Source organism: Colwellia sp. M166 (assembly GCF_024585285.1).
Classification (GTDB): domain Bacteria; phylum Pseudomonadota; class Gammaproteobacteria; order Enterobacterales; family Alteromonadaceae; genus Cognaticolwellia.
Genome location: NZ_CP040755.1, coordinates 2455610 through 2470910, shown reverse-complemented (window position 1 = coordinate 2470910; position 15301 = coordinate 2455610). Strand labels below are relative to the sequence as shown.

Here is a 15301-nt window from a genome sequence, read left to right as displayed (position 1 = left end):
TATGTGTGGAATTGTTGGTGCTGTCGCACAACGTGATGTAGCAGACATTTTAGTAGAAGGCTTAAAACGATTAGAATATCGTGGTTATGATTCTGCTGGTGTGGCGATTGTTGATAATGATAATCAACTTAAGCGTGCTCGTCGTTTAGGTAAGGTGCAAGAACTTGCTGATGCGTTACAAGCTAGTCCAATTGTTGGTGGTACTGGCATTGCGCATACACGTTGGGCAACACATGGCGCACCAAGCGAAATTAATGCTCATCCACATGTATCATCAGAGACGATAGCTGTTGTGCACAATGGTATTATTGAAAACCATGATGCTTTACGCACACGTTTACAAGCTTTAGGTTATATCTTTACCTCTGAAACAGACACCGAAGTTATCGCACATTTAGTTCATCATGAACTAAAAACGGCTGATAGCTTGTTAAGTGCGGTGCAAATTACAGCTAAGCAATTAGAAGGTGCTTATGGCACAGTTGTTGTTGATACTCGTGATAAAGACCGTGTTGTGGTTGCGCGTTCAGGCAGCCCATTAGTGATTGGTTATGGTGTTGGTGAAAACTTTATTGCCTCAGACATGTTGGCGCTATTACCTGTTACTCGTAAATTTTCCTTCTTAGAAGAAGGTGATGTTGCAGAAGTTACCCGTTTTGAAGTTAATATTTTTGATACTGACGGCAAGCCAGTAGTGCGCGAAGCAAAAGAGTCAGAAGTGAGTCATGACACGGGCGATAAAGGTGAATACCGTCATTACATGCTAAAAGAAACTTACGAGCAGCCGACCGCTATTCGTAACGCTTTAGAAGGTCGTTTATTAGGTAATGTACTAGATATTCAAACTTTTGGTGATGGCGCCGATGCTATTTTTCAAGAAATTGAACATGTGCAAATTATTGCCTGTGGTACAAGCTACCATTCAGGTATGGTGGCGCGTTATTGGTTAGAAGCCCTTGCAGGTGTTTCATGTAATATTGAAATTGCCAGTGAGTTTAGATATCGCCAATCTCATGTGCCTAAAAATGCCTTACTAGTCACTATTTCACAATCGGGTGAAACCGCTGACACTTTAGCTGCTTTGCGTTTAGCAAAAGAAATAGGTTACCGTGCAAGCTTAACTATTTGTAATGTTGCGGGCTCTTCTTTAGTACGTGAATCAGATTTGGCCTTTATGACCAAAGCGGGTGCAGAAATTGGTGTAGCATCAACCAAAGCCTTTACCACACAACTTGTTGGTTTGTTAATGATGACCTTAGCCATTGGTCAACATCACGGTATGTCACAAGATAAGCAAAACGAAATTGCACTATCGTTGATGACTTTACCTAATAAGCTTGAAGAAGTATTAGCGCTTGCGGGCTCTATTGAAGACTTAGCTGAAGATTTTGCTGACAAGCAGCATGCATTGTTTTTAGGCCGTGGCGATCAGTACCCTATCGCAATGGAAGGTGCATTGAAGCTGAAAGAAATTTCATATATTCATGCTGAAGCTTATGCTGCAGGTGAACTTAAACATGGTCCATTAGCGTTAATTGATGCCGAAATGCCGGTTATTGTTGTGGCACCAAAAAATGATTTAATTGAAAAATTAAAATCAAATGTTGAAGAAGTTCGTGCACGTGGCGGCTTAATGTATGTCTTTGCTGATGCTAGTGCTAACTTTAGTAGTGATGACACCATGAAGGTTATTAATGTTCCGCATTGTGACGATATCATTGCACCCATCGTATATACCTTACCACTACAATTATTGTCTTACTATGTCGCAATAATTAAAGGTACTGATGTTGATCAGCCGCGTAACTTAGCAAAATCAGTGACGGTTGAATAATATAAGCACTTATTAGTAATTTTTTTGTCGCAGGACAATAAAGGGGCGAAGCGATCACCCCAAGGTTACAAACTTTATTGTTTTTCGACATTTTTTAAATTCTAAATAAGGTTGGAAAGTGGAAACTCTGATCGAGTTTCCACTTTTTTAAAATTTTATCCGAAGGTAGTTGTTAAAATTTACAAGCCAATAAAATACGCTACTAGTTTCTCAAGGCCTCTAATTTTTCAAACGCTTTTTGGGCTGTAATTTTTCCTTAATTAAAAGTGTATTGCTCCCAATCAGCAAGATCTTCTGCTAAGAAACTTTCTTCATAATGCTCGGCATTTACTTCACTTCCTATAGCAAAATAACAGTTAGCTAAACTAGCCAAAATCCATTTTCGAGCACTTCTTTCATAAATGTGTACTATGTCGCTTGACCAGAATATCTTTCTTAGTTTTTAAATATAAAAAAAGTAAAACTTGGGGGTGGAAAGTTTAAATCTCAATGAGGAAGATAAAAGAGTTATCGATGACTATTTGATGGTTGTGTGTTGCCAAGACAACTAAAAAGGATGAACTATGTTGCTTAAAATAATTTAAGTTATTAATAACTTTGTTTTTGGCGTCTTGTACCTCGGTTGGCGATAACTTTGCAACACCAACAAAATTTTAATTAGTAGGCTGGGTTATCTTGATCAAGACTTTCACACCACAGCTTTAAATCTAAATCCAATTATTGAAAAATTTATCAATGAACAGTCTTTAGTATTTATCTGATAATTAAAGTGTTTATCAATAATGTGTTTTTATTTGCCAATTTTTGTAACTTATAAGGTTTTTTTGACATCTAAAACTAAAGCATGAAAAACATGCATGCTGATTTTAAATTTAATAACATCTAATGTATCGGGGGTTAATATGTGTAGTACGCCAAGACCTAGAACTAAAGTGAAAGGTAAAGCGGGTAGTAGCGGCAGTATACTATCAACTATGAGTTCTGAGGCTAGAAGTAGCTTTACTGAGCGCGCTAATGCAGCTCAAGAGCGCCGTCATCAAATTTCTATCAAAACCCAGCAAAAAAAACAGCAATCTAACGCCTCTATAAAAAATGCTAAAAAAGTAGCACGTTCGGCTAAAAAGCAAAAAAATAGCTTTAGCTCTTGGTTGCTTAATGCGAGCCTAAAAGATGTTTTTATGATGTTATTCTTTAATAACTCAAAACATACTTAGTTTAATTTATATCGTTATGGTAATGATTTTATTATGAATAATCATGAAAAATCACTTTCAGATTTACGAATATCCTCTATAGCATCTAATAACTTATCGGGTGCTTTTCTGAAGGTACTTGGCCCCTTGCTTGATAGATTATTGGGCATAACAAAATTACGAAAGATATACCTATCTTGTCAATTATCGGGGTTGGACAAACAAAAATTTTCGATGCAGTTGCTAGCAGCATTAGGCGTTCAAATCTCTGGTGGTGAAAGTATTATAGCTAAAACTCCTCTTACTGGACGATGCATTGTGGTATGTAATCATCCTTACGGTATGATTGAGGGGGTTATTATTGCGCACTTACTTACTTCATTACGCTCAGATACTAAAATAATGGCCAATGTCGGTCTAAAAATGTTTAAAGAAATTGATGATTACTTTATTTTTGCCAACCCCTTAAAACCTCAAGTAGCAATAAATAACTCAGCAATTAAGCAGTGTTTTAGACATATCAAACATGAAGGATTATTAGTTATTTTTCCTGCAGGAAGAGTGTCTTTTTATCATTCCGATAAACAACGAATAACAGATGGTGATTGGAATCGGTTGGCCGTTAAAATTGCCACTAAAACAGCAACCCCCATTTTACCTGTGTTCATATCTGGCACTAATAGTAAGCTATTTCATCGAATGGGCCGAATTTATTATCGCTTTCGTTTATTAATGCTGGCGCGTGAAATGTTGAAATTACAGCAGCATCATATCAGCTTAAAAACAAACAATTTAATTCAACCTAAACAACTCAAACAATTTGGTGATATTGAAAAAATGAATGATTTTGTTCGACTGCAATGTTATTTAAATGATGAAAATTACTTTAGGCCCTGGCAAAAAAATGATGAAACAAGCTCATTTAGAGACATTATTCCACCGGCAAACAGTTCAGTAATCATAGCTGAGTTATCTCACTTACCAAGTAAGCAACACCTATTAGATTTTAAATCTTTTTCTGTGTATTACGGTTATCAGCATCAAATACCTGTTTGTGTGCAAGAAATTGCCCGTTTGCGAGAAATTACCTTTCGAAAACTAAATGAAGGTAGTGGTGAATCTTGTGATACTGATAAATTTGATGCGACTTATATGCACTTATTCATCTTCGATCATAAAGAGGAAGAAATTATTGGCGCGTATCGAATTGGTCAAACAGATTTATTGCAAAAAAATGGTGGTGTATCTCAACTCTATCTCTCACAAATGTTTCACTTTCAGGCTAAATTTATTAATCAACAACAGCCCTGTTTAGAAATGGGACGATCATTTATCGTAGAAGCGCACCAGAACAGTTTTCATGGCTTGCTATTATTATGGAAAGGCATAGGCGCTTTTGTTGGCCAAAATCCTCGATATAGAACCTTGTATGGTACGGTATCTCTAAGTAAATTATATGACCCACGTTCAGTGGCCTTGATGAATGAAGTTATGGTAACAACGGGCAGTGGCGTTAAGGCTAAAGCAAGGTTTGATGGGCAACTTCATCCTGAAGTAAAAGATTTTATTAACGCTGAGCCACTAGAACTGAGTCAATTATCAGCATTGGTCATGGGCATTGAACAAGACAACAAAGATATTCCAGTATTATTGAAGCAGTATCATAAATTGGGTGCTAAATTTCACTGTACGGGCATTGATTTAAACTTCAATCATACACCGGGTTTACTGCTCAGTGTTGATTTACCTAGCGCCCCTGATAAATTATTAACGCTTTATCTTGGCAATGATAAAAACAAGTACCTAAATTACGGCAAATAGGTTGGGGGCTATTAATAAAACCTATAATCTTAAGCTAATTATTATTGAATATCGTTATTTAGATGTACTTATAAACAAGTAAAAAACACTATCAAGAGTAACTGTTTTGTAAGAAACTTACCTTTCATCCGTCTAATTTAAAGTATTAGAGAGTTTAAGGAGTTAGAACCTCTTGATTGTAAACGATGGTAACTTTCTTTATATAATATTGCGCTCCATTATATAGCGCTGTAAAAAATGAGCTATAAAGGTGCGCGGTTAATGGTAATAAATGATTCAGAAAGGCAAAACTTTGCAACTATAAAAAATAAATTTGACGATGCAGAATTTATGAATAAAGTAAGGCGAGATATGCATAAGTTTGCGTCATTACAATTAAAAGATGAAGGGCTAGCAGAAGATGCTGTGCAAGAAGCTTTGATAGCAGCACACAAAAACAGAGCATCTTTTGGTCGAAAATCAGCTTTCAAAACATGGGTTTTCGCTATTCTAAAGAATAAAATCATCGATATATTACGCAAGCGAAAAAGAGAAATAAACATCAGTGAATTTTCTGATGACGACTCAGATGATATATCAGATACTTTATTTAATGAGCGTGGTTTTTGGCATTTAGAAGAACGACCTATTGGGTGGACAGCACCTATGGAGTCGGTGAAAGACGAACATTTCTGGAGAGTATTCGAAACATGTTTGGCAGGTTTACCTGAAAACTTGGCTCAACTTTTCATGATGCGAGAGTTCCTTGAACTTGAAAGTACTGAAATTTGTAGTACGTTGGATATTTCTACTAGCAATCTGCACGTTATGCTCTATCGAGCAAGAGTTCGCCTAAGAGAATGCTTAGAGAATAAATGGTTTAAACAGGAGTAGTAGCAATGATGAATTGCAAACAAGCAACACGACTTTTATCCGATGCCCAGGAGCGTAAGTTGACTTTGAAGGAAAAAACAACACTAACAATGCATACTGCTATGTGCTCAGCGTGCCGTAATTTTGGCAAACAGATGGAGAGTATTCGACATATTAGTCTCGATTATGTCCGAGGTAATAACAGTAAAGATGAAAATGAGTTCGATGAATAGGGTTTTATACCAATGCTACTAAGTTTGTTCCCGTTCAGTGAAGTTGAAAAGGTTTAGCGGCAAGGCATTGATTGAAGGTAATGGTTATTCTCGACAACTGCTCCTGCGTTGTTCTAATGACTCACATCCTTGTGATAACCTTGTCGACATCAATAACGTGGCCTGTAAGGCTTTTAAAATCAACCTTGGGGAGCTTACCAGCGATTCGATAACCGCCGTTGATTTCCTTCATATAGAACTATATTCACAAAATGATCATTGTTCTCAAAGCGCTGAGTGGGAACAAATCTAATAGACTTGCTATTAGTTCCTATCTAACCGTTATAAATTTAATTATTCTGCTGGTTGCAATTAACAACAAGTAGCTTAATTTTACTTTTTGAGGGGGAGTCAAATTTTGGTTAGTGCGCCGTGATTTTTTACATGTTGGGCAACCAGTCGCAAAGATGTCAATTGAATAGTCGCCACCATTTTTCTGATGTTAGTGCAATAACGCTTCAGTGAAGGGAGGCTATTGCGCACGAGCTGAATGCTCATTAACGCCAGTAAACAAGCTGCAATTTTTTATGAAAACTCTCTTAAGTTAGTTGCTTATGGTCTTATAAAATAACCTGTTGTTGAGACAGCTCTTTCACTATCGACTGACAAAAACCTTTAAATTTCTCATCACATGGACGATTAAATGCTGTTGCTAAGTTCTCATAGAGTGTTGCTTGAGATAAAGGTTTCGCGGCTAGCATTTGTAACAGCAAGATAGTGGCCGAATTTGTTTCAATAAACCTTGTTTCATTATCTATATCTCGGTAAACAATTAAACAAGTTTCTTGTGGTGATTCTGGCTGAAATGCTTTACAAATTTGATGAACGGGCCACTGATAAATTAACGGCAATAATGGCTGATTAAGGGTGATTTCCCCTGCTTGCGGAGCTATTGGTTGTGTGTCTGCAGTGTCAATGTATAGTTCGACCCATTCATAATGGGCCAGCTCAAAAAACCAAGCAGGTAAATCATCCAAAGTGGAGCTTTGCTGAAGGTACTGTAAAAACTCTTCAGGTATATCCTTGAAAAAGGGTGATCTTGCACGCCAATCTTTAAAAAAGGCACGGCTAATGGTTGTCCATACCGCTGAAGTTGTTAAACTTTTTGATACTGGGAAGCAGGTGTTGATAAAACCACTAACATTATTAAACAACAGTTCTTCGTACACCCTAGCTCGTCGAGCATTAATACCAAAAGGTAAAGCTTCTGTACTGGGAAAACGTAAATATTTTCCAAGCGATAATTGGAATGCTCTAAGCTCGTTTGGCACTGTCATAGATGATCCCGTTACGTTTGGTTAATGCTTGATGTTGTAGCTGCTTAATAATTTCTATTTCATTCATTAAGTCATTCATACCTGGATAATTAAAGTCACGCTCTAAGCAGGTAGGTGTCTTCACATCAGAAATTAATGAATAACTGTGGCTAAGGAGTTGCCAAACTGGGTCTATTACTTTAGCACCATGACTATCAATAATAAGCCCGTCAGACTCAGTAAAGTGACCTGCAACATGAATATAACCGACTTTTTGTAGCGGCAAAGCTTCAAGATAGTGATAAGGGTTGAAGTCGAAATTTTGGCTATTCACATAAATATTATTAACATCTAAATGTAAAAAGCAGCCAGAGCGCTTTACAATTTCACAAATAAATTCTTCTTCAGACATTTCCCCATTTGGCGGGCTTATATAGTAGGAAGCGTTCTCTATACCAATTTGCATACCTAATAATTCTTGGCTTTGCTGTATACGGCTTACAACCCACTGAATAGCCTGTTCCGTAAAGGGAATTGGCAGTAAATCATACAAATGTCCGTCATCAGTACACCAAGACAAGTGCTCAGTATAAAATGCAATATTGTGTTTATTGATAAATTGTTTGATTTGGCCTAACAAGTCTATATCGAGTGGCTCAGTGCCGCCTAGAGACAAAGACAGACCATGACAAATAAACGGATATCGCTCAGTAAATGAACGTAGATCTTTTTGATATTGGCCACCTATGTTCAACCAGTTCTCAGGTGCTAGCTCAAAAAAGTCAACATCAGGTGTATCTAATTGCTTTAGATCACTTAACATTTCTCTGCGAAAGCTCAAACCTGCACCTTGAAGTTTTTTCATAAGTCGACCTTATTAATGTTTTAAAAAATGTCTAGAGAGAATAAATGTACCTCTCTAGACCTAAATCAAGTTTGTTATCACTTAGCTAACACGCTTACTTTCACCGCACTTACCTTCACCACATTTACCTTCTTTGGTTTTTTTACTTTCGGTACTGCGCTTACTCTCGCCGCACTTACCTTCACCGCACTTACCTTCTTTAGCTTTTTTACTTTCGGCATTACCTTTACTTTCGCCGCACTTACCTTCACCACATTTACCTTCTTGAGCCTTGGTATCTACTTGGGCAAGTTGGTAGCCTGAGTCAAGTGCATTAGCTGAAAATGGATTGTCGTAGGCCATTGCAGAGCCAGAAGTCAATGCGATAGATGAACTTAATACCAAACTAGTGATTAATGAAGTTTTCATAAATATATACCTTAAATAGATTTTATACTGTTAATTAAATGGCGGTGTTCACTTAAACAGCGCGTTCATCTTAGTAGTCGTAGTAGACACGCTAGTTCTTACACTTTTTTTTATTTATTTTTTTATTAACCATTTTGAATAAGATTAATTATGACTTTGTAAGAGTTATAGGTGACAGCCTCTAAGCTCTGAGTGGGAACAAACTTAATAGACTTGGTATAAGGTTATTTGAAAGGTAAGAATAGTCACTTTTACCATCAGACTAATGTTAGCTAATCTGTTTTAATATTATAGTGTTAATGGCTATAGTGCCTAAAGTAACTGCCTGTATAGATAAAAAAATAATAGTTATGAAAATAAATATAAAAATAGGTAATAATTCTCTGAATAGACGTGCCAATGTTTTTAATATAGGCACTGAATCAATAGTATTATTTAGCATGGCGATATTATCGCCATAAATGTAATTTGGAATGAATAAGCGCTTAATTGATGTGAGTTCTCTTTCTCTCGTGGCCATTTGGTTATCGGTTAAGTCATTAAAAATAAGATTAATATTTTTGGTATTATGTTCCAATGTCATTAATTGATGAAACCAATTTCGAGGAATGTAAATTAGATCTCCCTGCTCCATAATGAGTGAAATGGCTTGCTTCTTCTTCTTTCTTTGAAAAGGTAAGGCAATGTTATAAAAAGGCCAGCACTTTAATGGCGCATCAGGGGGAAGGAGTAACCACTGCTTAGAGCCACTTAAACATATATTTAATAAATCAGTACTCCTTTGATCGTAGTGAAAATAGGATATATTGCCTTTATTATGATGCCACAAACGCATTTTTTCTCTAAATTGAGTATTTGGGTTATCTAATAAACACTTAATAATAGGGAGATTAAATACATAGTTACGAATGGTACTGTCGTCAAAGTAAGTATAAAGAAACGGCGCTGCACCACGTGAGTACAAAGGTTTTATCTTGTCTTTTTTGTCAGTAACTATTTTGTTTAAGGTATTGGGCTTGAAGGCACTTTTAATTAATATTGGTTTTTTAGACTGAATAAAATCACGATAAAAATTGCGGTATTCAATTTCCTGACTATTAATGATCATGATGCTAATTCAGTTTACTTGTTCTTACAATATGAGGATTGTTTTTAAGCGGCGCTTGATAATCATTTAATAATGTCAGCGTCAAACCTTGTTGATTGACCGCAAGCCAAGTATTTTCACCCTGAGGATTTACTGGATAAATAGCGCTTCTAGCTTGATTAAACTTAGGTGAAATAGCGGGTAACCGTGAGCGCTGTTCATCACGATTGAAAAATAACTCATAGCCAATATCAGTAAGTAAATAACTTAAGGTATACATTAAGCTATCAACAACCTTTTTGTTTGATGTTGGTTCGATTACTTGATTGTCTGAGAAAGGTAGCGGTAGCAGGGGCTAAGCCAAATGACTGAGGTTGTGAGTTTTGTTGTGCAAAAGAAATTTGAGCTATCATGGCGTAATGATGTACCGCATGACTGCTAGCAAAAACCAGTTCTCTGGCAACAGAAGTCTGCACGTGTTGAATGTTTTGCTTACTGATAGACACCTCTGTGGCGAGCGTGATTAATTTATTAAGTTTATCTTCTGTAAGCTGCTCAATCCACTCAGTTATTTCATTTAATTTGCCAATGGCTAGTCTTGGTAATAACTCAAACTGGCTGCCACGACTTCTAACATTATAGTCAATCAGTTCCTTGTTTAGACCTGAAATAATGGCTTGATAATGATCAATTATATGTCTCATGTGAGAGCCTGTTGAACTGATGAAATTCGGTGATATGATAGCGGTATAATCTGCTTTTGATACCGACTCAAGATATGAAATACCTTGTTCAATTATTTTCAACTGACTTGCAATCATTTTATTTTACTTCCGACTTTTTTAGCATAAAACTACTTTTTAGTGCGACTTTTCAAAATCACTTCAATCAATTCTTCAGGTATCTTTTCAATTGGATCTTGCTTTATAAAAGCTGATTGAGACATGCGAATGGCATTTTTATAACTTTTAACATAAGCCTGACATTCAGGGCACATACTCAAATGTAGTTTAAACTTAATTTTTTCAACATAGGTTAATTTGCCTTCATGAAAGTCATATATGAAGCTATCAACTTCTTTACAAGTTAACATGCCTGGCACATATTTAGTCATCAACCGTCTAATCATCAGCACTTTAATTCACCTTCCAATTATTTTCTGAGTTTGCTTTGTCATGTTGCTCTAAAATTGCTTTTAGCAGCAATCTGGCCCGGTGTAACTGTGTTTTTACTGACACTTCAGATATAGACAATATTTTTGCTGTTTCTTTGGTATTCATTTCTTGGATGTCTCTAAGCAGTAAAACGTTACAATATTTTTCTGGGAGTTGATAAATAATTTCATTTAGCGATAGTTTTGTTTCATTTTTTTCAAATACAGTTTCAATATTATTCGCTAAACTGCAGCCTAACTCATTGTTGTTACTATCACTAAATGCTGTTCGCTCTCCATACTCGTTATAATGTTGGGTAAAATCCTCAAATGATGTGGTGTTTTGTCTTTTTCGCCGTCTGATCATCATTAATGCCTCGTTGACAGTAATGCGATGTAGCCATGTAGCTAAACTAGAATCCTTCTTAAAAGATGGAATATTCTTAAATACTTGAATAAAGGCTTTTTGTAAACATTCTTGCGCGTCATCATTGGTGCCAAAAAATCGTCGGGCAACGGCATACATTTTCGAGCTGTATTGGCGCACCAATGTTTCATAGGCCAAATTGTCATTTTTCAATAGCCCCTCAATAAGTTTTTTTTCACTATCTAGAGCTACATTGGCAGAAGTTTGTTTTTTCAAAAAAGTTGTAACCTTTTTAATTGAGTGGCATCAAATAACTAAATTAACGAATATTCATCTAAAAATCACTATTTAATAATTTCCAATGTTAAGTAGTTTTTTACAAGGAGTAGACATTGAAATCACTACTAATAAAAACTCATAGTTTATTAAACAAAACCCGAAAAATTGATTTCTTAGCCCCGCTGATGCTGAGAATGTACTTGGTTCCTGTATTTTGGATGGCAGGCACTAAAAAAATTGAAGGCTTTGAAGGAATTGTTGCATGGTTTGGCAATACTGAATGGGGTTTAGGGCTGCCTTTTCCTTTTCTTATGGCCATTTTAGCTACCGCGACTGAATTTTTTGGTGCGATAGCGCTTTTCTTTGGTTTTGCGGTAAGGTGGTTTTCAATTCCACTGATGTTCACTATGGTTGTTGCCGCAGGAACGGTTCACTGGGACAACGGCTGGCAAGCGATTACCGACCCAAGTGCCCCCTTTGCTAATGAACGAGTAATCGAGGCCTCAAACAAATTGGCGATTGTTAAAGAGGTACTGCAAGAGCACACCAATTACGACTATATTACTTCTTCAGGCAGTGTGGTAATGCTAAATAACGGTATCGAGTTTTCGGTTACTTATTTTATTATGTTATTAGCTTTATTGTTTATTGGCGCTGGACGTTATGTCAGTGTTGATTATTGGGTTGAACGTGCCTTATATAAAGAGCAAAAAGCACTGGCATCCAAAGCATAAACATTGATGTATATTGCTCATGATATGAAAATTAAAAATATTATTCTACCTGCAATCGACGGGACAATATTTGATATGCATAGCATAGCAGGGAAACCTTTTATGCTATCGTTCTTTCGCTTTGCGAGTTGCCCTTTTTGTAATATGAGAATGCATGAACTGGTCAAACGATATGGTGAGTTAGGGGATGATTTTACTATTGTCGCCCTTTTTGATTCACCTATCGATAACTTGACACTACATGCGGAAGGACATAATGCGCCATTTCCTATTTTAGCTGATGAAGATAATTGGTATTACAAGCAATATGGTATTAAGCATTCAGTTCTAGGCGTTATTAAAGGAATGCTTTTTAGAATGCCAACACTGATACAAGGGATGGCAAAGGGTTATATACCCACCACTATTAAAGGCAGCATGACAACAATGCCAGCAGATTTTCTAGTTACTTCAAATGGTATGGTACATCAAGCGTACTATGGAAAAGATGAGGGTGATCATTTGCCTTTTGATCGTATAAAAGAATTTTCACATCAACAATCATTTGAGTAAGCCGAGTTTGCAAAATGCAAAAAGCCAATTTATTAAATCAATTTCAACGAAATGCTGTGGCGATAATAAGCCTTGTGGTGGCATTAACAGGGCTCGGTTATAACACATGGCGTAATGAGCAAACGGAAGGTAATAGAAACCAACGCTTTGCTTCATTTATGGTGTTATCAAAGCTTAATGAATTACAAGAATTAGTCTTTTACCGCAGATACGACCCCATGCTGGAAACTCAAGGTGACTCAATAAAGGGCTGGGCCTATGTGTTAACTATTCATGATCTAGCACAAGTGTTACCAGCACCATTACCTGATAATGCCGATAAACTCAGTGTAACCTGGGAGCTTAATTGGGAGCAGATTGAAAATGATCAGAAAAGTGCTGATGCTATATTAGCTGAACTTGATGAAATGAGAGATAAGACTATATTGCTCTTAAATACACTTAAATAATTCTTGCTGTTAATCAGGCGAAATTTATGGTGTTAGCGTGTCATGATATAAAAAACGCTTTAACTTAAGGTGACTTCATGCTGAATTATCAGACTAATTACTGCTCAAGTTTAGCCTCAATACTACTATAGGTCGAAACTAAATAAGGGACTAAATAAGTCAACATTATTTTTAATCTATGGTGCAGTTCAATTTCTCCAGAAAAAAATAATATCACCATGATTAATTAACATCAGTAGTGTTCCAACGATCGTTGCTACTTTTATACCAATTCTATTAAGTTTCTTCCCAGTCATTGAAGTTTAAAAGGTTTAGCGGCACAGGTTCACAGTGCCAGATTGAACCAAAGTACCTACACTCATGTAGGCAAGGTATTGATTTTGATAATGGTTATTCTCGACAACTGCTCCTGCGTTGTTCTAATGACTCACATCCCTGTGAGAACATTGTCAAAATCAATAACGCGGCCTGTAAGCCTTTTAAAATCAACCTTGGGGAGCTTGCTAGCGATTCGATAACCGCCGATAATTTCTTTCATATAGAATAACTATATTCAAAAAAATGATCGTTGTTCTCAAACCGCTGGTAAGCGCTGAGAGAGAACGAACTTAATAGGTTTGGTATTATCGAGCGCTTTAAGGTATTTCTTTTAATCGCCAAAGAAAATCAATGTATTATCTTGTTCACGTCGATAAAGCCTTAATTAATATTTTCTATGGCTGCGTTTGCCATGAAAGCAATGAGTCTATCTTGCTCCAACGGCTTGCTATACCAGTAACCTTGGATCTCATCACAGTGAATGCTTTTTAAAAAATCAACATGAGCTAATTCTTCTACGCCTTCAGCAATTATGGTTAAGTTAAGATTTTTCCCCAAGGCGACAATGGTACTAATGATTGCTTTATCTTCATCATTAGTGTGGCAGTTTTTAACAAACGATTGATCTATTTTGAGTTTATCTATGGGAAAACGTTTTAGGTAAGATAATGATGAATAACCTGTTCCAAAATCATCAATAGAGAGTTGTATGCCATTTTTCTTCAGTTGATTAAGTACACATAAGGTCATCTCTTCGTTATGCATAAATACACCCTCAGTGATCTCAAGCTCTAAGTTTTTTGCATTTAGTTTTGTATCTTTTAATGTCTGAAGAACTAATTTTAAAAAATCAGGATGCGAAAATTGTCGTGGGGATACATTTACCGCGACCACTATGTCTGCATGACCTAAACTCACTAACTCTTTAGTAAACCGACACGCCTGCTCAAGAATCCATTGGCCAATAGGAACGATCAAACCAGATTGTTCTGCTAAAGGTATAAATTCGGCTGGCGATATTATGCTACCTTCGCGCTTCCATCTAACGAGGGTTTCTATGCCTGTTATTTCTTGTTGGGCTAAATTTAACTGCGGTTGAAAAACTAGAAATAACTCATTTTTTACAACCGCATTTCTCAAATCATCGATCATGTTGGTATTTCGGAAAATTTCATACTCAACTTCAGTGCAAAATAATGAAAAATATTCATGCTGATTAGCGTGGGCAACAGATAATGCTGAAAATGCATTTTTGATTAAACGGTTTTTGTCTTCTCCATGAGTTGGGTATAAACAAAAACCAAAGTCTAATTCAATAAAGAACTCACCATATAGTGTAATTAGTGGTTTTTCAGCAATATAAATAATTTTTTTAGCGATTAATTGCAAAGAGAGTTCATCATTTTTCCCCCGGTAAATTAAAGCAAACTGATTTTCATTAAGGTGATATAAAAGTAGTTCATCAGGGAGGGTTGTTTTTAGATGATCACAGAACTTATCAACTAAAACATTACTGACCTCAACACCGTATGCAGTTACTAGCTTATTAAAATTTCTAATTGAAAAAACACCTAGAGAAAATTCTTTTTGGCGTGTTATTTCTGATACTAAATCATCATTGAGCTTGTATTGGTTGGGGAGATTGGTTACTTGATGATAAAAAGCTAATCTTCTAACTTTTTCTTCCGCTATTTTTCGTTCAGTGATATCAATTATATGGATATCATAAGCGTCGATATCGGGTAAATAATTAATATTGTACTGCAATACATATTTTTTTATCGTTTGCTCAACAGATATAGACTGCAGTTTTCTTTTATTTATTTTCTGGCAAAGCGTAGAATAATTTTGAGGTAGCAAT

At 36.2% G+C, this 15301-nt stretch carries 18 protein-coding genes; 8 read left to right on the top strand and 10 right to left on the bottom strand.

Going from position 1 to position 15301, the window contains the following annotated elements; all coding sequences use genetic code 11:
• Nucleotide 1 precedes the first annotated feature (1 nt).
• The 5 genes from glmS to FGD67_RS11235 all read left to right on the top strand — a co-directional run bounded on the left by glmS (nucleotide 2) and on the right by FGD67_RS11235 (nucleotide 5933).
• Nucleotides 2-1834, top strand: a complete 1833-nt coding sequence (glmS, locus tag FGD67_RS11255) for a glutamine--fructose-6-phosphate transaminase (isomerizing) (RefSeq protein ID WP_257171290.1) — start codon at nucleotides 2-4, stop codon at nucleotides 1832-1834.
• A gap of 857 nt (nucleotides 1835-2691) precedes the next feature.
• Nucleotides 2692-3048 carry a hypothetical protein gene (locus tag FGD67_RS11250; RefSeq protein WP_257171289.1) on the top strand — a complete coding sequence of 119 codons (357 nt, stop codon included), beginning with the start codon at nucleotides 2692-2694 and terminating at the stop codon, nucleotides 3046-3048.
• A 33-nt stretch (nucleotides 3049-3081) separates the two neighbouring features.
• Nucleotides 3082-4848, top strand: coding sequence for a lysophospholipid acyltransferase family protein (locus FGD67_RS11245; protein WP_257171288.1), 1767 nt, complete (start codon nucleotides 3082-3084; stop codon nucleotides 4846-4848).
• A 237-nt stretch (nucleotides 4849-5085) separates the two neighbouring features.
• Nucleotides 5086-5721: a sigma-70 family RNA polymerase sigma factor gene (locus FGD67_RS11240; RefSeq protein WP_306556743.1), complete on the top strand. Its 636-nt coding sequence runs from the start codon at nucleotides 5086-5088 to the stop codon at nucleotides 5719-5721.
• A 5-nt stretch (nucleotides 5722-5726) separates the two neighbouring features.
• A complete protein-coding gene (locus FGD67_RS11235; protein WP_257171286.1) occupies nucleotides 5727-5933 on the top strand; it encodes a zf-HC2 domain-containing protein in 207 nt (68 codons plus the stop codon).
• Between the two features lie 599 nt (nucleotides 5934-6532).
• Here the strand turns inward: FGD67_RS11235 and FGD67_RS11230 are convergent.
• From FGD67_RS11230 to FGD67_RS11195, 8 genes are all read right to left on the bottom strand, one after another.
• Nucleotides 6533-7249 (bottom strand): DUF2063 domain-containing protein, encoded by a 717-nt coding sequence (locus FGD67_RS11230; protein ID WP_257171285.1) that lies wholly within the window; start codon nucleotides 7247-7249, stop codon nucleotides 6533-6535.
• Complete coding sequence (locus tag FGD67_RS11225; RefSeq protein WP_257171284.1) at nucleotides 7227-8093, bottom strand: DUF692 domain-containing protein; 867 nt, start codon at nucleotides 8091-8093, stop codon at nucleotides 7227-7229. The genes FGD67_RS11230 and FGD67_RS11225 overlap by 23 nt, the downstream gene beginning before the upstream one ends.
• 81 nt (nucleotides 8094-8174) lie before the next feature.
• Nucleotides 8175-8501 carry a hypothetical protein gene (locus FGD67_RS11220; RefSeq protein WP_257171283.1) on the bottom strand — a complete coding sequence of 109 codons (327 nt, stop codon included), beginning with the start codon at nucleotides 8499-8501 and terminating at the stop codon, nucleotides 8175-8177.
• Nucleotides 8502-8769: 268 nt separating this feature from the next.
• Nucleotides 8770-9609: a cupin-like domain-containing protein gene (locus FGD67_RS11215; protein ID WP_257171282.1), complete on the bottom strand. Its 840-nt coding sequence runs from the start codon at nucleotides 9607-9609 to the stop codon at nucleotides 8770-8772.
• Nucleotides 9610-9613: 4 nt separating this feature from the next.
• Complete coding sequence (locus FGD67_RS11210) at nucleotides 9614-9868, bottom strand: hypothetical protein (protein ID WP_257171281.1); 255 nt, start codon at nucleotides 9866-9868, stop codon at nucleotides 9614-9616.
• A 7-nt stretch (nucleotides 9869-9875) separates the two neighbouring features.
• Nucleotides 9876-10409, bottom strand: coding sequence for a DinB family protein (locus FGD67_RS11205; protein ID WP_257171280.1), 534 nt, complete (start codon nucleotides 10407-10409; stop codon nucleotides 9876-9878).
• Nucleotides 10410-10441: 32 nt separating this feature from the next.
• Nucleotides 10442-10717, bottom strand: a complete 276-nt coding sequence (locus FGD67_RS11200) for an anti-sigma factor (RefSeq protein ID WP_257175103.1) — start codon at nucleotides 10715-10717, stop codon at nucleotides 10442-10444.
• Nucleotides 10718-10724: 7 nt separating this feature from the next.
• A complete protein-coding gene (locus FGD67_RS11195) occupies nucleotides 10725-11384 on the bottom strand; it encodes an RNA polymerase sigma factor (RefSeq protein ID WP_257171279.1) in 660 nt (219 codons plus the stop codon).
• A 116-nt stretch (nucleotides 11385-11500) separates the two neighbouring features.
• Here FGD67_RS11195 and FGD67_RS11190 point away from each other — a divergent pair, with 116 nt between their 5' ends.
• Genes FGD67_RS11190 through FGD67_RS11180 form a run of 3 tightly spaced genes read left to right on the top strand, consistent with a single transcriptional unit; the run spans nucleotide 11501 to nucleotide 13122 of the window.
• Nucleotides 11501-12121 carry a DoxX family protein gene (locus tag FGD67_RS11190; RefSeq protein WP_257171278.1) on the top strand — a complete coding sequence of 207 codons (621 nt, stop codon included), beginning with the start codon at nucleotides 11501-11503 and terminating at the stop codon, nucleotides 12119-12121.
• Between the two features lie 24 nt (nucleotides 12122-12145).
• A complete protein-coding gene (locus tag FGD67_RS11185; protein ID WP_257171277.1) occupies nucleotides 12146-12673 on the top strand; it encodes a redoxin domain-containing protein in 528 nt (175 codons plus the stop codon).
• A 14-nt stretch (nucleotides 12674-12687) separates the two neighbouring features.
• Nucleotides 12688-13122 carry a hypothetical protein gene (locus FGD67_RS11180; RefSeq protein ID WP_257171276.1) on the top strand — a complete coding sequence of 145 codons (435 nt, stop codon included), beginning with the start codon at nucleotides 12688-12690 and terminating at the stop codon, nucleotides 13120-13122.
• Between the two features lie 188 nt (nucleotides 13123-13310).
• Here FGD67_RS11180 and nrtS read toward each other — a convergent pair whose 3' ends face one another.
• Nucleotides 13311-13418 (bottom strand): nitrate/nitrite transporter NrtS, encoded by a 108-nt coding sequence (gene nrtS / locus FGD67_RS21900; RefSeq protein WP_373567759.1) that lies wholly within the window; start codon nucleotides 13416-13418, stop codon nucleotides 13311-13313.
• A 403-nt stretch (nucleotides 13419-13821) separates the two neighbouring features.
• A complete protein-coding gene (locus tag FGD67_RS11175) occupies nucleotides 13822-15300 on the bottom strand; it encodes a bifunctional diguanylate cyclase/phosphodiesterase (RefSeq protein ID WP_257171275.1) in 1479 nt (492 codons plus the stop codon).
• Between the last annotated feature and the right edge of the window lies 1 nt (nucleotide 15301).